This is a genomic window from Niveispirillum sp., from assembly GCF_052437035.1.
Lineage (GTDB): Bacteria > Pseudomonadota > Alphaproteobacteria > Azospirillales > Azospirillaceae > Niveispirillum.
Genome location: NZ_JBQVOH010000005.1, coordinates 323,226 through 343,889, shown reverse-complemented (window position 1 = coordinate 343,889; position 20,664 = coordinate 323,226). Strand labels below are relative to the sequence as shown.

The window sequence follows — 20,664 nt, the reverse complement described above, 5'->3', positions numbered from 1 at the left end:
TTAGCCTTGCTTATAGGCGGAAATGGGGCCGGGGCGGAAGGGCGGTCAGATACCCAGCCATTCCAGGCCGCCAGGCAAGGGACCCGCCGCATAATCAACATGCAGCACCCGCCGCCGTGCCGGAACCGATGCCGGTTCAGAGGCATGCAGGATCAAGGTGGAATAGGCCCAGGCATCGCCTGCCTGTGCCAAAGAGGCTTCGACGCCGCAACGCGCCACCATTTCCGGCACCTGTTCGACCGGGACAATACCAATCCGATGGCTGCCGGGAGCATAAAGCAGCGGGGCGTTATCGTTCCCGACCGCGTCCAGATGCAGGCGAATGGTGATCATGCCACGCAAGACCTCCACGGGCGGGGCGACGTGATTAATGCCCTCTTTCACGGACCAGGGGCCAAAGCCTGACACCTCCCGCCTTTCCTTGACGGCAATGATGCGGTCCTGATGCCAGCCGACAGCCCAGTTCCGGACGGGCGATTTATCAAACAGCACGGCGCGAACCGGCATGGCACCAGGGCCAATGAACGTCGCCGCCGCCCGCCCCAGCGGACCATCGGGTCCCAGAAGGGCCGCCACCGCCGTCACCCCGTGTAGACGCAGGCCCGGCCGATCCAGCGGCAATGGCGCCAAGTCGGCGCACAGCCGCTGCACCAGCGTGGGGACCACTAGCCTGGGCAGATAGATGGTACCGTGAGCATGCAGATCGGTCATAAAGACCTCAATATCCCGGCGTCATTGCCTGGAAAAGACCAAACCCGATCATACGGGTTGACGGCAATAGGTCATTTGACCTAAATTGAATTTTAGGTCAATCACCCTAGAAATCGCCGTGCCCGATACAAGCGCACAGATCGTGGAAGCCGCCGACGCGCTGTTCTATCAGCGCGGGTTCGACCATACATCGCTGGCGGATATCGCGGCGGCGGTGGGAATTGCGCGGGGCAACCTGACCTATCATTTCAAGGCAAAGGACGAGATCCTGGCTGCTGTCATCGACCGGCGACTGGCCAATACCCAGGCCATGCTGGACGCGTGGGAGGGGGCAGGAGACGGGCCGGCGGCGCGCATCACCAGCTTCATCCATATCCTGATCGCCAATCAGGCGAAGATCATGGCCCATGGGTGTCCCGTAGGCACTCTATCGAACGAGTTGGCCAAGCTGGACCATGCCGCGCTGCCCGATGCGGCGCGCATCTTCACCCTGTTCCGTTCCTGGCTGGCGCGGCAGTTCACGCTGCTGGGCCATGATGGTGCCCGCGCCGACGAACTGGCCCTGCATCTGCTGGGCCGCAGCCAGGGGGTGGCGACGCTGGCCACCGCCTTCAAGGATGAAACCTTCATCCAGCGGGAAGTGGCGGCGATGCGGGACTGGCTTTCCACCTTGGCCCAGCAACTCTGAGGGTACGACATGGACAAGACCCTTCCCGGCCCTGATGGCCGCCCCCGCTGCCGCTGGTGCGCGTCGGCACCGGAGTTTCCGCATTATCATGATACGGAATGGGGCTTCCCCGTCGCCGATGACCGGCGGCTGTTTGAGAAACTGTGCCTGGAATGCTTTCAGTCGGGCCTGTCCTGGCGCACCATCCTGGGCAAGCGGGAGAATTTCCGCGCGGCTTTTCATGGGTTCGACATTGATGCCGTGGCGGCGTTCGGGCCGGCGGATGTCGAACGGCTGCTGGCCGATGCCGGCATCGTGCGCCATCGTGGCAAGATCGAAGCCGTCCTCAACAATGCACGGCGCGCCCAGGAATTGATTGCCGCCGAGAGGTCATTGGCCGCGTATTTCTGGCGTCACGAACCGCCGCCGGGAGAACATGGGTTCCCGCAATCGGCCTCCACCTCCCCCACCTCAGTCAGGCTATCCAAGGACCTGCTGAAGAAGGGTTGGAAATTCGTCGGCCCCACCACGATCTTTGCCTTCATGCAGGCCATGGGCCTGATCAACGATCATGCGGAAGGCTGCGTGATCCGCGAGGAAGCGGCGAAGGCACGGGCGGCGTTCCGGGTGCCGGGGTGACCATCACACCGACCGCGCTTGGAGGTAGGCGGGATCGCGGTGATCATGCAGGCAGGCTTCCACCTCAATCCTTTCCTCGACAAGGCGATAGAAAAGACAATGAGGATAACGGGCCAGCGGCGCACGCCGCAGCCCCAGATCAAACACCGGGAACAGCTCCGGAAAGCTCTGAATCCTGCCCAGAAGCCGATCAACCTGCCGGATAAAGGATACGGCACTGATCGGGCTGCGTTCCGCATACCACTGATGGGCAGCGACGATATCCGCACGCGCATCGTCGGAAAGCCTGAGGATTAACGTCGGGCGACGGCTCAAAGACGTTCCAATTCTGCCTTCACGTCCTGCCAGTCGTGCCAGACGGTCTGCCCCGCCGCCGACTTGGCTAGCCGACGTTGAAGTTCCACGCGCTGCGCCGGTGGCAATGATGCGGCTTCATGCTCCAGGCTATCGACCAGTTGCCCCAGCAACTCGACTTTCTCATCGTAGGTCAGTTTGTCGATGGCAATGGCGGACATTGCACCCTCCGTTCGCGTCCATTGACTTTCGCACCGCCTGCCGCCCCTGTCGAGCCGGCAAAGAGAAAGGGGCGGCACCATCGGCACCGCCCCCTCCCATCACACCAACCCCAAAAACCCGCTTACGCCATCACCTTGGCCAGCGCTTCTTCCAACGGCAGTTCCAGCTTTTCGCCGGTCGCGCGGCGCTTCAGTTCCACTGTGCCGGCCTTCAGGCCACGGGGGCCGATGGTCAGTTGCCAGGGGATGCCGATCAGGTCCATGTCGGCAAACTTGGCACCCGGACGTTCGTTGCGGTCATCATAGATGACGTCCACGCCGGCATCCTGCAGGCGGGCATAGAGACCATCGCAGGTGCTGCGGCAGGCCTCGTCATCGGCCTTCAGGTTGATCAGGGCCACCTTGTAGGGGGCGACCTGGTCAGGCCAGATGATACCGGCATCGTCATGGCTGGCCTCGATCAGCGCCGCCACGACGCGGGACACGCCGATGCCGTAGGACCCCATCTCCACCGTCACCGGCTGCCCGTCGGGGCCGGTCACGACGGCGCCCATGGGGGCGGAATATTTGGTGCCGAAATAGAAGATGTGCCCCACCTCGATCCCGCGCGCGGTGACCAGATCGGCCGGCGCCTTGGCGGCGTCGTGCATCTCCTCGGTCGCGGCATAGATGGAGGTGTATTTGGTGAAGAAGTCCTTCAGGTCGCCATTGGCGTCGGGATTGTCGGCCAGCACATCCATGTCCAGCCACTGCTTATCGCAGAACACCTGGCTTTCGCCCGTCTCGGCAAGGATGATGAATTCATGGGACAGGTCGCCGCCGATGGGGCCGGTATCGGCGCGCATCGGAATGGCCTTGATGCCCATGCGGGCAAAGGTGCGCAGATAGGCCAGGAACATCTTGCGATAGGACAGGCGCGCGCCCTCGGCGTCCAGATCGAAGGAATAATTATCCTTCATCAGGAATTCACGCCCGCGCATCACGCCGAACCGGGGACGCACCTCGTCCCGGAACTTCCACTGGATATGGTAAAGGTTGCGGGGCAGGTCCTTGTAGGACTTCACGAAGGTCTTGAAGATGTCGGTGATCATCTCCTCATTCGTGGGGCCGAACAGCATCTCGCGGTCGTGGCGGTCGGTGATGCGCAGCATCTCCTTGCCATAGGCCTCGTACCGGCCCGACTGCTTCCACAGGTCGGCCGACTGGATGGTCGGCATCAGCAGTTCCTGTGCCCCTGCGCGGTCCTGTTCCTCCCGCACGATCTGGCTGACCTTCTGCAGCACCTTCCAGCCCAGCGGCAGCCAGGCATAGATGCCGGCTGAGGTCTGGCGGATCATGCCGGCCCGCAGCATCAGACGATGGCTGACGATCTGCGCCTCCGACGGCGTTTCCTTCAGCGTGGGCAGGAAGTAGCTGGACATACGCATGGGAGCGGAACTCACGGAATAGGAGTGACGATGCAGCGGACTTTATGGGCTGGCGACGCCGGGGGCAAGCGGGCAACCAACCCCGCACCCCAGCCCCGCCCCAGGATCAAGCGGCAACGTCGGTCACGGCACCGGGCAGGGTGATGACAAACCGGCTGCCCAGGCCCGGTGCCGTTTCCAGCACGATGGAGCCGGAAAGCGGACCCGCCACCAGATTATGCACGATATGCAGGCCCAGGCCGGTACCGCCATGGTCACGGCTGGTGGTGAAGAACGGGTCAAAGGCCTTGGCGCGCACGGTATCATCCATGCCCCGGCCATTATCGGCGACGGTGATGATGGCCGTGTCGGCGATGGCCGACAGGGTGACGGTCAGGGTCCCGCCCTGCCCCGCCGGCCAGGCATGCTGGATGGCGTTCAGCATCAGGTTGGTCAGGACATTGACCATCGCGCCCGGTTGCACCAAGGCGGTCAGGTCCTTCACACCGTCAATATGAAAGGCGATCTGCGCATCCCGGAACCGGGGTTGCAGGGGGGCGGCGGCTTCGGCGACCAGGGTGGACAGGCGCTGACGCTGCTTCGGGCCGGCATATTCCTCTGCCGAGACCTGCTTGAAACTCTGCACCAGCCGGGCCGCGCGCTGCAGATTGGCCTGCAATACGCTCATCGCCTCCCGCCCCGTGGCCAGGAAATCGGCCAGCGCGCCGCGCGTCAGGGCCTTGGCCTCCACCTGGGTCGACACGCCCCCCATCTCCTCCGTCAGGAAGGTGGAGGTGGTGATGGCCACGCCCAGCGGGGTGTTCAACTCATGCGCCACGCCTGAGACAAGGCGGCCCAGGCTGGCCAGCTTTTCCTCCTGCACCAGCCGGTCCTGCGTGGCGCGCAAATCCTCCAGCGCGCCGGCCAGTTCATCCTTCTGCCGGGCGATGACCTCGGTCCGCTCCGCCACCTCACGCTCCAGCTCCCGTTGACGCCGGCGCAGCGACAGGGTGCGCAGCTGCACCGCCCCCCAGGCCAGGGCCAGCAGCGACAGCAGGGCCAGACCCCGGAACCACCAGGTCTGATACCAGGCGGGCAGCACCGTCACCGGCACCACCAGCGGCTGTTCGGCGAACAGTCCGGCCCGGTTGCTGCCCCGCACCTGCAAACGGTAGGAACCGGGCGACAGGTTGGCATAGGCGACATGGCGGTGATTGCCGTCACCCGCCACCCATTGTTCCTCAAACCCCTCCAGGCGGTAGAGGAAGCGGGTGCGGTCGGGGGCCGTGTAATCCAACGCCGCGAACTCTACCGACAATGACCGCTGATCCGGCAGCAGGTTGAGGGTCGGTGGGGCCGGCAGGTTGAAGGGATCGGACGGCACAGCTTTGCCATCCACGCGCAGTTCCGTCACCACGGTGGGCGCCAGGGTCCGCCACGTATCTAACCGGTCGGGACGGACCACGACCAGACCGTCGCGCCCGCCGAACATCATCTGTCCATCACCGTCCATCGTGGCGGAATTGGCCCAGAAACTGCCCACCCCCACGCCATCGGGCCGGCCCAGCACCTGCACCGACAGGTCATCCCCCTTGATCACGGCCAGACCGGCATCGGTGGATGCCCAGATGCGCCCCGCCGCATCCTGTCGCAAGGCATTGATCAGCAGGGTGGACAGGCCATCGGAAAGGCCCAGGCGGCGGAACTTCGCCGGCTGCCCCGGCTTCCACCCCGCCTCCAGGATATTCAAACCGCCGCCCAGCGTACCGACCCAGACACGGCCCCTGGCGTCGGTCAGGATGGCGGTGATGAAATTATGGGAGAGGGAGGCGGGATCGGCCGGATCATTACGAATACGCTGAAACCCGCCGGCGGGATCGCGGTAATGCAGGCCGGCATTGCCCCCCACCCACAACCCGCCATCGGGACCCGGCGCCAACACCCGCAGGCGGTTATCGATCAGGGAACGCGCATCACCCAGCCTGGTGCGGTCAGCCTTCATGGCGCCGCTTGCAAGGTCGAGCGAGACGAGGCCGTCCGCCGCCATCCACAGCGTATCGCCCTGGCGCATCAGGAACCAGACCGCGGCATTGGGCGCAGGCGGCGGCAAGGCCACCGGCTCCACCCGCGCCTGACCGGGGCGGCGGCGGAAGAGGCCCCGCTGCGTTCCGATGAAGGTGGTCCCGTCGGAAGCCATTTCCAGCGCCAGCACGGCACCGTCGGGCAACCCGCCACTGCCGGGCCGGATCCCGTCGCGCGCCCCGTTGCCGGGGTCCAGAATGTCGATGCCATTGGCCTGCAAACCCGCCCACAGCCGGCCATCGGGCGCCAGCATCAGGCTGCGGACCTGCGGGTCGGACAGGCGGTCGGCGCGAATATGGGAGGCGGGAACCGACAACACCGCCTGCGTCTGCGGATTGCGGCGGCAGACCCCGCCGCCCCAAGTGCCGACCCACAATATCCCTGAGCGGTCGACCAGCAGGGCGCGCACATCGCTGGCCACCAGCGAACTGGACAGGGTCGGGTCGTTGCGGCGAACCACAACCTTGCCCGTTACCACATCCAGTTCCACCAGACCGGCCCCTTGCGTGCCGATGACGATCCGGTCGGGCGACAATTCGGCCAGGGCGTGTTTGGCCACGGGAGCGGAGGCCGGGTCGCCGTCGCCCAGCAGGGGGAACAGTTTCTGCTCCCCCGTGGCGGGGTCCCACATGGCAACACCGGGGAACTCCCCCGTCACCCACAGCCGGCCCTTGCCATCCCGCAGCAGACCCTGGATCGGCGCATCCGCCGGCACGATACCGCCCAGGGAGACAGGCGTGGCCAGATCACCCGAGGGATCAAACCGCACCAGTCCGCGCCCGCTGGCCAGCAGCAGGCCGCCATCGGGCAATTCAACCATGTCGCGGATCTGATCCAGCGGCGGACTGTCCGGTTCCGGCCCGCGCCGCGTGTAGAAACGGCCCGTGCCCGTGGCCGGGTCGCGGACATGCACCCCGCCCACTGTGCCCGTCCATAACCGTCCGTGTCCATCGGTCAGGATGGACAGGATGGAAAGGTTCTGCAGCCCCTCATTGGCGCGCACGAACCGGTCGGCGGCAGCATCGTAGCGCGCCAACCCGCCGGCATTGGTGCCAACCCACAGCACGCCCTTGGGATCGACATGCAGGGCGGTGACATAAGTGTCGGGCAGACTGTCGGGATTGCCGGGGTCGCTGGTATAATGGCGGAAGCGGTGACCGTCGAACCGGGCCAGCCCGCCGCCCGTCCCAAACCAGACAAACCCCGCCCGATCCTGCGCGATGGCACCCACGACATCATTGGGCAGCCCCTGTTCGCGGCCCAGCCGTTCGAATAGAGGTTCGGAAAAGGCCGACCAGTCGGCGGCTGGTGCGGTTTGCGGGAGAAGCAGCGACAGGGCCAGCATGGCAGCGACACAGCAGCCACGCAGGTTCGGCACAGTGCGACGGGACGACCGAGGGGATTGGGTCAAGGCTGGCATCATCACGCGCAGAGTGGGAGGTTGCGCAGCATAGCAATTCCACACGGGCTTGGGAAATCAACCTTGGCGGGCAGGAGATAAGGCCGGTCTGTCCCCATGCTGCTCTTGACCAGCACAGGGACTGCGCTCATGTTACATGTAACAAGGAGGGGCCGGAATATGAGCACGTCAGGCGCCATGCGTGTGCAAAAGCACCGCGCGCAGTTGCGGGCCGCCGGCCTGCGCCCCATCCAGATCTGGGTGCCTGATACGCGCCGCCCCGGCTTTGCCGAGGAATGTCGGCGACAGTCCCTGTCCCTGCGCGATGATCCGCGGGAACGGGAGGTCGGGGAGTGGCTGGAACGCGTCGCCGATCATGAGGGGTGGGAATGAGGCGCGGTGACGTTGTCACCGTCGTTATCCAAGGCGACTTCGGCAAACCCCGCCCTGCCCTGATCATCCAGTCCGACCTGTTCAGCGAACATCCCAGCATCACCATCCTGCCCATCACCAGCGACCGGCGAGACGGCGCGCCGCTGTTCAGGCTGAATGTGGAACCGGACCCAAGCAACGGCCTGCGCTTGCCCTGCCAGATCATGGTCGACAAGGCGCAGACGGTACGACGGGTGAAGATTGGCGACCGGATCGGGCGGCTGACGGACGAACAGATGGTCGCGGTCAATCAGGCTTTGGCGCTTTGGGTGGGGTTGGGGTAAATGACGGCATATAGCACTATCCAGACCGAACTGGTTACGGGCTTGTATTTGGCCAAATCTCATTTCCCGTCCCCGCAGATCCAGGAAATCGCCATCCGGTTGACTCTACAACATTCATTACATTTATAGTTAAATCCAGCACGTGTGATTGGACCTGCCTTAAGTAGGAAACATCTATCGGAGTTTCAAATTTTTCTAGCCTCCTATTAACAAAAAGGGGCACAGACCTCCCAAAACTATCTGGAGCGGAACTCCAAGAGCCGTGACATAATACATTACGAATTTCCGCTGCCTTATTTATCAATAGCCCCAACTCATCAAGCCCCTCAAATTTGCACTTATCGTTATCTTTCGCTACCTTGATAAATTTCTCCGAAAGATTAACAAGGCTATCATATAGTGCATGCTGAATAACAGGTATCCATTCCTTGAAGGCAGAGGATAATTCGTCATCCTTATACTCGCGCGTTGCTGTTAAAGCAAATATAGCCTTCCCTAAAGTCGCCTCCAGAAACGAAAATATTGCGACTGTCCGACCAAGGTGTTCCCAAAAATCGGGGGTATGGAGATGCGTAGGGAAATGTAGAGGCAATCTCCATCTCTCGACCACAAAAGAGTCCGTATCAGTTTCAGGACACATCATACCCCCTCACGCCGCCACCAGCTCAAACTTGTCCACATCCACCAGCCCCATATCGGTGATCTTCAGGTGCGGGATCACCGGCAGGGGCAGGAAGGCCAGTTGCAGGAAGGGTTCGGCCAGGGGGCAGCCCAGTGCCTTGACCGAGGCGCGCAGGGCTTCCAGCTCATGCTCCACCGCCTCGAACGGTTTCAGGCTCATCAGGCCGGCCACGGGCAGGGCCAGTTCGCCGACCACCGCGCCGTCCTTCACGGCCACAAAGCCGCCGCCGATCTCGATCAGGCGGTTGATGGCGACGACCATGTCGGCATCGCTGGCGCCGACGGCACAGATATTGTGGCTGTCATGGCCGACGGAGCTGGCCAGCGCGCCGGAGCGGATGCCGAAGCCCTTCACGAAGCCCTTGCCGATATTGCGGGTGAAGCCGTGGCGTTCGACGACCACGATCTTCAGGATGTCATTGTCCGGGTCGGCATGGCGACGGCCATTGCGATAGGGGACGGTGGCCTGCAACGCCTCTGTGATGATCTTGTTGGGCAGCACGCCAATGACGGGCGTGCCGGGGCCGCTGGCGGGAATGGCCAGGTCTTCGGCCACGATCCGCGCCCGCTTGATGGAGTTCAGGCCCACGGGCGGTGAGGATTGGCGGCCCGCGAACGTCTCCGCCGATACGGGCTTGCCGGCGCGGATCACCTGGGACACGGTACACTGCGCCAGATCGTCCAGCAGGACGATATCGGCTAGGTAACCTGGGGCCACCAGCCCGCGATCCTTCAACCCGAACCCGCGCGCCGCCGACCAGGTGGCCGTGCGGTAGACGGAGGCGATGTCCGCCCCGTGCGCGATGGCGCGGCGGATCAGATGGTCCAGATGCCCTTCTTCCGCAATGTCCAGCGGGTTGCGGTCATCGGTACAGAAGGCCAGGAACGGGCTGGTCACCGGGTCGATCAGGCCGGACAGGGCGTCCACATCCTTGGAGACGGAGCCATCACGGATCAGCACCTGCATGCCCTTGGCGATCTTCTCCCGCGCCTCCGCCTGACTGGTGCATTCATGGCAATTGCGGATGCCGCAGGAGAGATAGGCGTTCAGTTCCTTGCCGGTAACCAGGGGGGAATGGCCGTCAATATGCGCACCATAGAATTCCGCCAGCTTGTCCAGCGTCTCCTCATCCTTCCACAGCACGCCGGGGAAGTTCATGAATTCGGCCAGCCCGATCACCTTGGGATGGTAGCGGTGGCGGGCCAGATCGTCGGCCTTCAACCGCGCGCCCGCCGTTTCCAGATGCGTGGCCGGCACGCAGGATGAAAGCTGTACCCGCAAATCAAGCGCGGTCGTCAGGGCCGAATCCAGAAAATATTGAAGCCCCGCCTCCCCCATGACATTGCAGATCTCATGCGGGTCGCAGATGGCGGTCGTGGTCCCGCGCGGCAGGACGCAGCGGTCAAATTCCGACGGGGCGACCAGCGTGCTTTCGCAATGGACATGGGTGTCGATGAAGCCGGGCACGGCGAACCGGCCCTTGCCATCGATCTCCTGCACCCCGTCATAACGGTCATAGGTGCCGACAATGGTGTCGCCGCAGATGGCGATGTCTGTTTCGTCGATATTGCCCGTCGCGACATTCAGCAGCCGCACATTCTTGATCACCAGATCGGCGCGGTTGCGCCCCATGGCCTGATCGATCCGCTGTTTCAGGATGGCTTTGGCGGCGGCGCGGTCCATGGGGTGGGTCCTTACATGATCAATGCGGGGTCTTGGCGCACAGCGCGATCAGGTCAGCCTCAGCCGCCGACTGCATCGGCTTGCCGTTGAACAGGACCTGATTGCCCTGCACCGTTACGGTACCGATCTGCGCCTCCCCCCGGTAGAGGTTATTTGTTGCGATGCCGAAGCGGCGCGCAATATCGGCGGTGATGGCGATGTCGATGCTTTTCGGCAGCTCAATGGCATAGCTGTCGGGGAGGTCGGCGGGGGCCACGGGCTTGCCGTTCACATCGACACCGGGCTTGTACTCCACATCCGCGCTGGGCTGATGCCGGGCCACATAGCGGCAGGCGGCAGGGTCGATGCGGATGGTGGGGGCGTCGGTCTGGGCCGTGGCAGCGGATACCGCACCTGCGAGAAGCCCCACCAACCCTATGGCCCTCAAGGTCTTTTCCGGGAATACTGACATTCCTTCCCCCTTCCCTTTCGCCGCAAAGGGCGCCGCACAGATGCTGACATCCTACTTCAAGCTGAAAGAACTGGGCAGTGATGTCCGGACGGAGCTGCTGGCCGGGCTCACCACCTTTTTGACCATGGCCTATATCATCTTCGTCAATCCACAGATCCTGTCGGCGGCGGGCATGGACCATGGGGCGGTATTCGTCGCCACCTGTGTGGCCGCCGCCATCGGGTCGGCCATCATGGGGCTGTACGCCAATTATCCCATCGCCCAGGCACCGGGCATGGGGTTGAACGCCTATTTCGCGTTCACCGTGGTGGGGCAGATGGGCTATTCCTGGCAGGTGGCGCTGGGTGCGGTGTTCCTGTCGGGCATCCTGTTCATCATCCTGTCGGTCCTGCCCGTGCGGGAGGCGGTGGTGAATGCCATCCCCCGCACCCTGAAACTGGCCATATCCGCCGGCATCGGCCTGTTCCTGGCCATCATTGCCCTGGAAAATGCAGGCCTGATCAAGGCGCATCCCGTCACCCTGGTCACCATGGGCGACCTGACCAAGCCGCAACCGGTGCTGGCCGCCATCGGCTTCATCCTGCTCTGCGCGCTGGCGGCGCGGAAGGTCATGGGCTCTGTGATCCTGACCATACTGGCCGTGGCGGTCGTGGGCATGGTGATCGGCGCCTCGCCCTTCAACGGGCAGATCATCTCCCTACCACCCGACCCAAGCCCGACCTTCCTGGCCATGGACTTGAAAGGCGCGTTCAGCGTCGGGCTGATCACGGTGGTCTTCGCCTTCTTCTTCGTCGATCTGTTCGATACGGCGGGCACATTGATCGGCGTGTCGCACCGGGCGGGCCTGCTGGACAAGGATGGCAAGCTGCCGCGCCTGAAACGCGCCCTGTTCGCCGATGCAGCGGCCACGACCGTGGGTGCCGCGCTCGGCACCTCCACCGTCACCTCCTATATCGAGAGCGCGGCGGGCACAAATGTCGGCGGGCGCAGCGGGTTGACGGCGGTGACGGTGGCGGTGCTGTTCCTGGCCTGCCTGTTCTTTGCCCCGCTGGCCGCCAACATCCCCGCCTATGCCACGGCCCCCGCCCTGCTCTACATCGCCTGCCTGATGGCGCGTGGCCTGACGGAGGTGGATTGGGAGGATGTGACGGATTATGCGCCCGCGGTGATGACGGCAATTGCCATGCCGCTGACCTATTCCATCGCCCATGGCATCGCCATCGGCTTCATTACCTATGCGGGCATCAAGATCCTGGCCGGACGCTGGCGCGATGTCGGGCCAGTGGTGGCGGTGCTGGCGGCCCTGTTCTTGCTGAAATTCATTCTGCTGGCGTGACTGATTCTCGCGGATTCGATGACAGGGGCCGTACCCGCCGGGGCGGCCCCTTTTTCATTCAAGGCCTTGAAGCCTGTTCAGTAAGCAGGCAAAAATATGATAGCGGTAGCAATGATCATTAAATGAGCATATGCATAATTTATGATCAAAGCTGCCGTTGACGTAAACCGCCGGCAGGGCGCGGGCGATCACAAAAAATTCACTTCCCGCGAATATCTATATTTATCAATTCATTAGATGAATCAGCCACTATCCGGAAGCCATGCCGCCATGGCATGAAGACGATTGGATGCATGCAATCGTGACAATGCGGCCACAGTGGCCGCTGCATTTTTGTGCGGGCCGCGCATGGATTGAATTTTGATGGTGACGGGTTTCGCCAGGGCTGCCTATACTCCGCCCCACAAAAGAAAAGACCGCGCCAGCAAGGCAGCGCGGCCTGAGTTTAGGGAGGAATCGCCACCAGGCGGTGTCAAAACAGGGATCCAACCCCGTTCGACAAGATAAGTTTTTAACTTTCTGAATATGAAGGCAAGCCGATTTTGTCGGCTTGCCTTTTTATTTGGTCGATTTTTAGATTTATGCACAGCGCGTGTGCAAATGCCATCCATCCGAACAGGTGTTTGCCCAATCAGAAGGCGGCGTATCCGGCGAACCCGCTGGTAATGGCCCGACGCCAGGGCAAATCATGATTCGACAGAGCGATCATGGCGGGGCAATCGGCCCGGTGCGCGCCTGGCAGAAAGCCGATGCTCATCAGGAACTCGCCCACAATCTCCCCACCGGTAAAGCGGAAGGTCTTGGCGAACAGCTTCACCCAATCCGGCTTGGATTTCGGGTGATGGGTCAGCAGCCAGCCATGGAAGGACCCGTGGCTTTCGCGCAGCCGCTGGATCACCTGGGCATTATGGATGGCGGCGTGGACCTTCAGCCGGTTACGGATGATGCCGGGATCGGCCAGCAGTCGGTCCACATCATCCGGCCCAAAAGCCGCCACGCGGTCCACGGAAAACCCGGCATAGGCGGCACGGAAGCTTTCCCGCTTTTTCAGGATGGTCAGCCAGGATAGGCCCGCCTGATTGATCTCCAGGATCAGCCGTTCAAACAGCTCGTCATCGCCCGTCAGGGGTACGCCATATTCATGGTCATGATAGGGGCCATGCCATTCATGGCCCGGTGCTACATCGCAATAGCCCGACATCCTGTCCACCTTGCTTGAAAGGCGGACAGGATAGCCGACGGAAAAGCCGCTGTCGCGAAGTTTGTTCTTGTTTTGTATTCAATACGCCGGTTAGGCTTCTCCGCGAAGCAATCCCTTCCAATCCACCAGCCCGAAATGACCGCTGGACCAGGCGATGGCCACGACGATGGCCGCGACGATTGAGGTCCAGATGAACTTCTTGATGATCATGGGCCGGGCTGGCGCGCCGGGCTGGTGACCGACCTCCTGTGCGTCGCCCTCCTGCTTGCGCCCAAACGGCAGCACCATGAACAGGACGGTCCACCAGACGGTGAAATAAATGGCGGCCCAGGTTGCCCAACCCATGATCCAATCCTCTCGCTTTTCGCCATCAAACCTGTTCGATTTCGACCAGGGTGCCGAACAGGTCCTTGGGATGCAGGAACAGAACCGGCTTGCCATGCGCGCCGATCTTCGGCTCCCCATCGCCCAGCACGCGCAGGCCGTCGGCCTTCAGCTTGTCACGCGCGGCGATGATGTCCTCCACCTCGTAACAGACATGGTGGATGCCGCCGGACGCGTTGTTGGACAAGAACTTGGCGATGGTGCTGCCGTCGCCCAGGGGATGCAGCAGTTCAATCTTGGTGTTGGGCAGTTCCACGAACACCGTGGTCACGCCATGGTCGGGCAGGTCCAGCGGGTCGGAAACCTTAGCGCCAAGGGTGGTGCGGTAGGTTTCCGCCGCCACGGCCAGATCCGGCACGACAATAGCGACATGGTTCAAACGGCCGATCATCGCCCTCTCCTCATTCTTATGGTTTGCCCCGCAGGCCAGCGCCAGAGATAGCCACGGGTGACGCCGCCGTCACCCGTGACAAATCGCACCACCCCGATACTCAGATACGGACCAGATGCACTTCCGTCAGGGGCTTGCGGCCCTGGCTGGTGCTGAAGGAGCGGCGGATGGCCACCCGGGCCGCGTCCTTCACCTGCGCATCATCCATGCGGGCCGCCTTGGACAGGTTCTCGATGGCCAGACGCACGCGGGCAATCAGGTCAACCGTCTCCTCATCCACCTCATCCTCTTCCAGCAGGCCGATGGATGTTACCTTGGGATCAGCCAGCAGATCACCGCGCGGTGTCATGACCAGGGTGACCATGGAGACGCCGGCCTGCGCCATGCGGGTCCGGCCTTTCATTGCCATGTTGGTCAGCGGCACGATGCGCTTGCCATCGATACACAGCTTGCCCGCATGGACATGACCCAGATTGGCGGCAGGACCCGGCCCCAGGCGAATGACCATACCGTCATCGGGCACCACAACTTCCGGCACCTGACAATCCCGCGCCAGGGCGGCATGCACCGTCAGATGGCGATGTTCGCCATGCACCGGCACCGCGATCCTGGGCCGCACCCACTGATACATCTGTACCAGTTCATCTCGGGCCGGATGGCCGGAGACATGGACAAACTCCTCATCCGCCGTGATCACCTGAATGCCCTGCCGCATCAGGCCGTTTTGGATCTTGGCGATGCCCTTCTCATTGCCCGGAATCTCACGGGCAGAGAAGATGACAACGTCGTTCCGTTCCAGCACCACATCGGGATGGTCATCATTGGCGATACGGGCCAGCGCCGCGCGCGGCTCCCCCTGGCTGCCGGTGCAGATCACCACCAGCTTCTCACGCGGGACGTAACCCGCCTCCCGCTCCGTCAGGAAGGGCGGCAGGTCGGACAGATAGCCATTGGCCCGCGCCGCCTCATTGATGCGCCACAGGGACCGGCCCGCCAGCGCCACCTGTCGGCCATGGGCATGGGCAGCGGTGGCGATGGATTGCAGGCGGGCGACATTGCTGGCAAAGCAGGTGACGGCGATGCGGGTGTCAGTGAAACGCCCGAACAGTTCCTTGAAGCTTTCCTGAACCGCCGCTTCCGACCCCGACGTGCCCGGCACCATGGCATTGGTGCTGTCACAGATCATGGCCGTCACGCCCTCCCGCCCCAGCTTCTTCAGCGCATCCTCATCAGCCAGCAGACCGATGACGGGATCGCGGTCCAGCTTCCAGTCGCCCGTATGTAGGACCGTACCGGCGCTGGTGCGGATGACCAGGGCGTTGGGCTCGGGGATCGAATGGGTCAGGCTGATCAGTTCGAGATCGAAAGGACCGATGCTGGCCTTGCCACCCAGCGGGATGACGTTGATCGGCACCTTGTTCTGCAGGCCGGTTTCCACCAGCTTGGCCTTCAGGAAGCTGGCGGTGAAGGGCGTGCACCAGACGGGGACGCGCAGATCCTCCCACAGATGCGGGATGGCGCCTAAGTGATCCTCATGCGCGTGGGTGACGACGATGCCCAGAAGGTCGCTGCGGCGATCCTCAATGAAGCTGGTATCGGGCAGAATGATATCCACGCCAGGGGTCGTTTCGTCACCGAAACTAACCCCCAGATCGACCATCAGCCATTTGCCTTGGTGATGATAGAGGTTCAGGTTCATCCCGATCTCGCCCGCCCCGCCCAGGGGAACGAAATGCAGTTCCTTCGGGTCGAAATCCTTGGTTTCCAGATGCTTTGCTTGCGTCATTCGGTCCTGGTTTCAGTTGGCAGCAGCGTTGCGCGCATGGATCAACCGGAGACCCCGCAACGTCAGGTCCCCATCAATATGGTGGATCATGTCGGTTCCCTCGGCGAACAGGCGGACCAGACCGCCCGTGCCGATGACCGTCACCTTCGTCTGCCCATCGGGCGACAGTTCGGCGATGATCCGTTTCAGGATGCCTTCAATCATCCCGGTATAGCCCCAGAACATACCCGATTGCATGGCCGCGACCGTCCCGCGACCGATGGCAACATCGGGCTTGGCGATATCGACCTTGGGCAACTGAGCCGCCACCCGGTGCAGCGCGTCAAGCGACAGGGCCGGTCCGGGCGCGATGACGCCGCCGGCAAAGGCCCCCTCGGCATCCACCACATCAAAGGTGGTGCCGGTACCGATATCGATGACAATCAGCGGAGTGGGATAGGATGCAACGGCGGACACGGCATTGACCAGCCGGTCGGCCCCGGCCTCCCGCGGGTTCAGCAGCTTGTTCTGCAAACCCAGATCGACCGACGGATCACCCACCCGCATAGTTACGCAACCGAAATGTTCCTCGGTCAGCTTCATCAGGGCGTAAGTCTGCGACGGCACCACCGATGACAGGATGGCAGCATCGATATCGGCGGGGGTCAGGCCCTTCATGCCCATCAGGCTGACCAGCCAGACGGCATATTCGTCTGCGGTGCGCTGGCTGTCGGTGGAGATGCGCCAATGGGCCCGCTTCTCATCCCCGTCAAAGACGGCGAAGACGACATTGGTGTTGCCGGCATCGATGGCCAGAAGCATCTCAGTTCCCTCCGCCGGGGAAAAACACATCGCCAGCCGTGATGCGGCGGATGGTACCGCCGACATCGACCAGCAGCACACCGTCATCATCCATATCGATCAGACGGCCTGTAAATGTCTCATCATGCAAACGCACAGTCACGGCCCCGCCCAACCCCTGCGCCGCATTCAGCCAAGCCGCACGGATGGGGGCGAAGCCCTGGCTCAGAAAACGATGATACCAGGCGTCGAACGCGCCGGCATAGGCGACCAGCACCTGTTCCACCGTGAGATCGGCCCCAGCGGCCAGCAGGGAGGTCGCGGGATACAAAGCCTCTTCCGGGAAATGCCGGACATTAATGCCGACGCCCAGGACCAGCCAATCGACCGATCCGCCACGACCCGCTTCGGACTCCAAAAGGATGCCGGAGATTTTGGCCCCATCGACCAGCACATCATTGGGCCATTTCATGGTGACCTTGCCGGGCACCAGGGCCGATACCGCCTCCCCCACCGCGATAGCGGCGACGAAGGAGGTCAGCGCCGCCTGCCCCGGCGGCAATCCGGGCCGCAGGATCAGGGAACAAGCAAGATTACCGGGCTGTGAACTCCACGCCCGGCCACGCCGGCCCCGGCCAGCGGTCTGGCGCAGGGCCCAGACCATGGTGCCTTCGGGCGCGCCGTCACCGGCCATCTGCTTGGCCAGATCGTTGGTGCTGCCGCATTCATCGATGCTGTGAAGATGAAAAAACGCGGGCAGCAAGGCCGCCCGCGTTTCATCAGATCGGTTCTGTCCGGTCACCATAGCCGGAACGCCGGTTACCGGGCCCCGAACAGGGCGGCAGCAGCCGCCGCCGCACCAGAGGTGATCGGCGACAGGAAGACGATATAGACCGGGAACACGAACAGGGCGGCACCGGCGACCACGAAACCAGCGGTCGGGGTCGGGCGGTCCAGCGGCTCCGTCACGTCATCGAAGTACATGGCCTTGATGACGCGCAGATAATAGAAGCAGCTGATGCCGGACGCGATGACGCCGACAATGGCCAGCGGATAGAGGCCCGCCTGGATGGCCGGCAGGAACACCGCCCACTTGCCCCAGAAGCCCGCCGCCGGCGGCACGCCGGCCAGCGACCACATGAACACGGCCATGGCAAAGGCCAGCATCGGGTGGGTCTTGGACAGACCCGCCAGATCAGCAACCTCTTCCACGGCGCGGCCCGACTGACGCATCGACAGGATGACGGCGAAGACACCGACATTCATGGCCAGATAGATCGCCATGTAAATCAGCACGCCACGCACACCCTCCTGCGAACCGGCGGACAGACCGACCAGCGCGTAGCCGATATGGCCGATGGAGCTGTAAGCCATCAGACGCTTGATGTTCTTCTGCTGGATGGCGCCCAGGGCGCCGATGATCATGGATGCACCGGCGCAGAACTGGATCACCTGCTGCCACTGCATCGCCAGATCGCCGAACGGACCGACCAGGACGCGGATAAACAGGGTGATGGCCGCCACCTTGGGCGCCACGGCGAAGAAGGCCGTGACGGAGGTGGGCGCACCCTCATAAACGTCCGGCGTCCACATATGGAACGGCACGGCGGAAATCTTGAAAGCCAGACCGGCGGCCACGAAGACCATGCCGATGACCACACCGACCGACGCCCCGCCTTCCAGCACGGCAGCCAGCTTGTCAAAGCTGGTGGTGCCGGCAAAGCCATAAACCAGCGACGAGCCATACAGCAGCAGGCCCGAGGACAGCGCACCCAGCACGAAATATTTCAGGCCGGCTTCCGTCGACTTGGCAACGTCACGCTTAAACGCGGCGATGACGTACAGCGCCAGCGACTGCAGCTCCAGCCCGACATAGAGCGAGATCAGGTCATTGGCCGACACCATCGCCAGCATGCCGAGCGTGGCCAGCGCGATCAGCACCGGATATTCGAACCGAGCCACCCGCTCCTTCTCCAGGTAATTGACCGACAGGATGACGGCCAACGACGAGGCGATCAGGATCAGCAGCTTGGCAAAGGTGCCGAAGCTGTCGGAGACGAACAGGCCGTTGAAGGTGACATTCCGGCCCTCCGGCCCCTGCAACAACAGGAAGCCGGTGGCGATGAAGGAGGCGACAGTCAGCCAGGAGACGAGGCGCAGGCTGCCTTCACCCCGGAACACGCCGATCATCAACAGGGCCATGCTCGCGCAGGCCAGGAAGATTTCGGGCAGGGCCGGGGCCAGATCAGGGAAAGTTGCCATGGCTCAGTTCTCGCTCGCCGGTTGGGTCGCCGGGGTTTCGGTACGCAGTTCCGCCGTCTCAGGAGCCCCGGCCTCGATCAGGCCCGCCGCCTTCAGCGACGCCTGATGGTCGGCCAGGATTTTCTCGACCGTCGGGTTGTAGACATTCTGGAAGCTGGCCGGATAGACGCCCATGATGATGACGATGGCCACCAAGGGCGCGAAGAACGCCACCTCACGCGCGGACAGGTCCGACATGGCCTTCACTTCCGGCTTTTCCAGCTTCCCGAAGAACAGCTTGCGGAACAGCAACAGCATATAGGCGGCACCCAGAACCAGCCCCGTGGCCGACAGCATGCCGTACCAAGTGCTGACCTGGAACACGCCCAGCATGGTCAGGAATTCACCCACGAAGCCCGACGTGCCGGGCAGACCGACCGAGGCGAACATGAAGATGGCGAACACCACCGCATAACGCGGCATGTTCTTGGCCATGCCGCCATAAGCGGCCATTTCGCGGGTATGCAGGCGGTTATAGGCAACGCCGATGCACAGGAAGAGAGCCGCCGACACGAACGTATGGCTCAGCATCTGGAACATGGCGCCATCCAAACCCTGCTGGTTCATGGCGAAGATGCCCATGGACACGTAACCCATATGGGCCACGGAGCTGTAGGCGATCATCTTCTTCATGTCAGACTGCGCCAGTGCCACCAGTGAGGTGTAGATGATGGCGGCGATGGACATGAAGAAGACCACGTCCTGGAAGAAGAAGCTGGCTTCAGGCAGCATCTGCACATTCGCGCGGATAAGACCGTAACCACCCATCTTCAGCATCACGCCAGCCAGCATCACGGAACCTGCCGTCGGCGCTTCCACGTGGGCAAAGGGCAACCAAGTATGGGCCGGCCAGATCGGCGTCTTCACGGCAAAGGCGATGAAGAAGGCCAGCCACAGCCAGATCTGCATATTGGACGGGAACGGATAGTCCACCATCACCCGCATATCCATGGTCCCGGCCGTCAGATACATGGCCAGGATAGCCAGCAGCATCAGCACCGAACCGATGAAGGTGTAGATGAAGAACTTATAGGCCGCATAGACGCGGTTGGGACCGCCCCAGACGCCAATCAGCAGGAACATCGGCAGCAGTACCCCTTCGAAGAAGAGGTAGAACAGCACGAAGTCCAGCGCCGTAAACATGCCGATCAGCATGGTTTCCAGCACCAGCAGCGCGATCATGAATTCCTTCACGCGCTTTTCCACCGCATCCCAGGAGGCCAGGACGCAGATCGGAGTCAGTAGGGTGGAGGCCAGCACGAACCAGATGGAGATGCCGTCAACGCCCTTGATATAGGCGATGTTGAAGGTCGGCAGCCAGGCCACCTCCTCCACCAACTGGAAGCCGGGGTTGGAGGGATCGAAGCCGGTCAGGATGAACAGCGAAACGATAAAGGTGATGACGGACGTCCACAGCGCCACGCTCTTGGCGTTACGGGCCACTGCCTCCTGCTCACCACGGATGAGCAGGATGAACAGGGCACCGACGAGGGGCAGGAACGTCGTCAGCGAAAGGATCGGCACATCGGCCATT

The 20,664-nt window shown here is 62.7% G+C and carries 20 protein-coding genes; 5 read left to right on the top strand and 15 right to left on the bottom strand.

The genetic code is table 11. The features are described 5' to 3' along the window. Positions 1-45: 45 nt before the first annotated feature. A complete protein-coding gene (locus tag ACT6Q8_RS15375; protein WP_444735180.1) occupies positions 46-711 on the bottom strand; it encodes a phytanoyl-CoA dioxygenase family protein in 666 nt (221 codons plus the stop codon). Between the two features lie 118 nt (positions 712-829). Between ACT6Q8_RS15375 and ACT6Q8_RS15370 the strand changes: the two genes are divergently transcribed. Next, complete coding sequence (locus ACT6Q8_RS15370; protein ID WP_444735179.1) at positions 830-1,399, top strand: TetR/AcrR family transcriptional regulator; 570 nt, start codon at positions 830-832, stop codon at positions 1,397-1,399. A gap of 9 nt (positions 1,400-1,408) precedes the next feature. Next, entirely contained in the window at positions 1,409-2,017 is a 609-nt protein-coding gene (locus tag ACT6Q8_RS15365; protein ID WP_054170152.1) for a DNA-3-methyladenine glycosylase I, read from the top strand. Positions 2,018-2,020: 3 nt separating this feature from the next. Here the strand turns inward: ACT6Q8_RS15365 and ACT6Q8_RS15360 are convergent, their stop codons facing one another. The 4 genes from ACT6Q8_RS15360 to ACT6Q8_RS15345 all read right to left on the bottom strand — a co-directional run bounded on the left by ACT6Q8_RS15360 (position 2,021) and on the right by ACT6Q8_RS15345 (position 7,431). After that, positions 2,021-2,332 carry a type II toxin-antitoxin system RelE/ParE family toxin gene (locus ACT6Q8_RS15360; protein ID WP_444735178.1) on the bottom strand — a complete coding sequence of 104 codons (312 nt, stop codon included), beginning with the start codon at positions 2,330-2,332 and terminating at the stop codon, positions 2,021-2,023. After that, positions 2,329-2,532 carry an addiction module protein gene (locus ACT6Q8_RS15355; protein WP_054170154.1) on the bottom strand — a complete coding sequence of 68 codons (204 nt, stop codon included), beginning with the start codon at positions 2,530-2,532 and terminating at the stop codon, positions 2,329-2,331. Before ACT6Q8_RS15355 ends, ACT6Q8_RS15360 begins: the two co-directional genes overlap by 4 nt. 122 nt (positions 2,533-2,654) lie before the next feature. Next, entirely contained in the window at positions 2,655-3,959 is a 1,305-nt protein-coding gene (gene proS, locus ACT6Q8_RS15350; protein ID WP_444735177.1) for a proline--tRNA ligase, read from the bottom strand. A gap of 106 nt (positions 3,960-4,065) precedes the next feature. Next, complete coding sequence (locus ACT6Q8_RS15345; RefSeq protein WP_444735176.1) at positions 4,066-7,431, bottom strand: two-component regulator propeller domain-containing protein; 3,366 nt, start codon at positions 7,429-7,431, stop codon at positions 4,066-4,068. A 168-nt stretch (positions 7,432-7,599) separates the two neighbouring features. Between ACT6Q8_RS15345 and ACT6Q8_RS15340 the strand changes: the two genes are divergently transcribed. Next, entirely contained in the window at positions 7,600-7,812 is a 213-nt protein-coding gene (locus ACT6Q8_RS15340; RefSeq protein ID WP_444735175.1) for an antitoxin MazE family protein, read from the top strand. After that, entirely contained in the window at positions 7,809-8,135 is a 327-nt protein-coding gene (locus tag ACT6Q8_RS15335; protein WP_444735174.1) for a type II toxin-antitoxin system PemK/MazF family toxin, read from the top strand. Before ACT6Q8_RS15340 ends, ACT6Q8_RS15335 begins: the two co-directional genes overlap by 4 nt. A gap of 649 nt (positions 8,136-8,784) precedes the next feature. On the opposite strand, the gene ade is transcribed toward ACT6Q8_RS15335, so the two are convergent. After that, positions 8,785-10,500, bottom strand: a complete 1,716-nt coding sequence (gene ade / locus ACT6Q8_RS15330) for an adenine deaminase (protein WP_444735173.1) — start codon at positions 10,498-10,500, stop codon at positions 8,785-8,787. Between the two features lie 19 nt (positions 10,501-10,519). Next, positions 10,520-10,951, bottom strand: a complete 432-nt coding sequence (locus tag ACT6Q8_RS15325; protein ID WP_444735172.1) for a hypothetical protein — start codon at positions 10,949-10,951, stop codon at positions 10,520-10,522. Between the two features lie 40 nt (positions 10,952-10,991). Here ACT6Q8_RS15325 and ACT6Q8_RS15320 point away from each other — a divergent pair, with 40 nt between their 5' ends. Continuing rightward, a complete protein-coding gene (locus ACT6Q8_RS15320; RefSeq protein ID WP_444735171.1) occupies positions 10,992-12,287 on the top strand; it encodes an NCS2 family permease in 1,296 nt (431 codons plus the stop codon). A gap of 631 nt (positions 12,288-12,918) precedes the next feature. On the opposite strand, the gene ACT6Q8_RS15315 is transcribed toward ACT6Q8_RS15320, so the two are convergent. The 8 genes from ACT6Q8_RS15315 to ACT6Q8_RS15280 all read right to left on the bottom strand — a co-directional run bounded on the left by ACT6Q8_RS15315 (position 12,919) and on the right by ACT6Q8_RS15280 (position 20,663). Beyond that, positions 12,919-13,488 carry a DNA-3-methyladenine glycosylase I gene (locus ACT6Q8_RS15315; RefSeq protein WP_444735170.1) on the bottom strand — a complete coding sequence of 190 codons (570 nt, stop codon included), beginning with the start codon at positions 13,486-13,488 and terminating at the stop codon, positions 12,919-12,921. Between the two features lie 90 nt (positions 13,489-13,578). Next, a complete protein-coding gene (locus tag ACT6Q8_RS15310; protein WP_054170161.1) occupies positions 13,579-13,833 on the bottom strand; it encodes a DUF1467 family protein in 255 nt (84 codons plus the stop codon). Positions 13,834-13,858: 25 nt separating this feature from the next. Next, positions 13,859-14,263 carry a methylmalonyl-CoA epimerase gene (gene mce / locus ACT6Q8_RS15305; protein WP_054170162.1) on the bottom strand — a complete coding sequence of 135 codons (405 nt, stop codon included), beginning with the start codon at positions 14,261-14,263 and terminating at the stop codon, positions 13,859-13,861. Positions 14,264-14,363: 100 nt separating this feature from the next. After that, complete coding sequence (locus ACT6Q8_RS15300; protein ID WP_444735169.1) at positions 14,364-16,049, bottom strand: ribonuclease J; 1,686 nt, start codon at positions 16,047-16,049, stop codon at positions 14,364-14,366. A 12-nt stretch (positions 16,050-16,061) separates the two neighbouring features. Then, positions 16,062-16,850, bottom strand: coding sequence for a type III pantothenate kinase (locus tag ACT6Q8_RS15295; protein ID WP_054170164.1), 789 nt, complete (start codon positions 16,848-16,850; stop codon positions 16,062-16,064). Position 16,851: 1 nt separating this feature from the next. Further along, positions 16,852-17,592, bottom strand: coding sequence for a biotin--[acetyl-CoA-carboxylase] ligase (locus ACT6Q8_RS15290; RefSeq protein WP_444735168.1), 741 nt, complete (start codon positions 17,590-17,592; stop codon positions 16,852-16,854). Positions 17,593-17,648: 56 nt separating this feature from the next. Beyond that, positions 17,649-19,091 carry an NADH-quinone oxidoreductase subunit NuoN gene (gene nuoN, locus ACT6Q8_RS15285; RefSeq protein WP_054170166.1) on the bottom strand — a complete coding sequence of 481 codons (1,443 nt, stop codon included), beginning with the start codon at positions 19,089-19,091 and terminating at the stop codon, positions 17,649-17,651. A 3-nt stretch (positions 19,092-19,094) separates the two neighbouring features. Further along, entirely contained in the window at positions 19,095-20,663 is a 1,569-nt protein-coding gene (locus ACT6Q8_RS15280) for an NADH-quinone oxidoreductase subunit M (protein ID WP_444735167.1), read from the bottom strand. Position 20,664: the final 1 nt, after the last annotated feature.

Coding starts and splice junctions, on each gene's coding strand:
- ACT6Q8_RS15310 (WP_054170161.1), bottom strand. CDS start 13,833: ATGGGTTGGGCAACCTGGGCCGCCATTTATTTCACCGTCTGGTGGACC.
- ACT6Q8_RS15340 (WP_444735175.1), top strand. CDS start 7,600: ATGAGCACGTCAGGCGCCATGCGTGTGCAAAAGCACCGCGCGCAGTTG.
- ACT6Q8_RS15355 (WP_054170154.1), bottom strand. CDS start 2,532: ATGTCCGCCATTGCCATCGACAAACTGACCTACGATGAGAAAGTCGAG.
- ade (WP_444735173.1), bottom strand. CDS start 10,500: ATGGACCGCGCCGCCGCCAAAGCCATCCTGAAACAGCGGATCGATCAG.
- proS (WP_444735177.1), bottom strand. CDS start 3,959: ATGCGTATGTCCAGCTACTTCCTGCCCACGCTGAAGGAAACGCCGTCG.
- ACT6Q8_RS15300 (WP_444735169.1), bottom strand. CDS start 16,049: ATGACGCAAGCAAAGCATCTGGAAACCAAGGATTTCGACCCGAAGGAA.
- mce (WP_054170162.1), bottom strand. CDS start 14,263: ATGATCGGCCGTTTGAACCATGTCGCTATTGTCGTGCCGGATCTGGCC.
- ACT6Q8_RS15320 (WP_444735171.1), top strand. CDS start 10,992: ATGCTGACATCCTACTTCAAGCTGAAAGAACTGGGCAGTGATGTCCGG.
- ACT6Q8_RS15280 (WP_444735167.1), bottom strand. CDS start 20,663: ATGGCCGATGTGCCGATCCTTTCGCTGACGACGTTCCTGCCCCTCGTC.
- ACT6Q8_RS15335 (WP_444735174.1), top strand. CDS start 7,809: ATGAGGCGCGGTGACGTTGTCACCGTCGTTATCCAAGGCGACTTCGGC.
- ACT6Q8_RS15365 (WP_054170152.1), top strand. CDS start 1,409: ATGGACAAGACCCTTCCCGGCCCTGATGGCCGCCCCCGCTGCCGCTGG.
- ACT6Q8_RS15315 (WP_444735170.1), bottom strand. CDS start 13,488: ATGTCGGGCTATTGCGATGTAGCACCGGGCCATGAATGGCATGGCCCC.
- ACT6Q8_RS15325 (WP_444735172.1), bottom strand. CDS start 10,951: ATGTCAGTATTCCCGGAAAAGACCTTGAGGGCCATAGGGTTGGTGGGG.
- ACT6Q8_RS15295 (WP_054170164.1), bottom strand. CDS start 16,850: ATGCTTCTGGCCATCGATGCCGGCAACACCAATGTCGTCTTCGCCGTC.
- nuoN (WP_054170166.1), bottom strand. CDS start 19,091: ATGGCAACTTTCCCTGATCTGGCCCCGGCCCTGCCCGAAATCTTCCTG.
- ACT6Q8_RS15375 (WP_444735180.1), bottom strand. CDS start 711: ATGACCGATCTGCATGCTCACGGTACCATCTATCTGCCCAGGCTAGTG.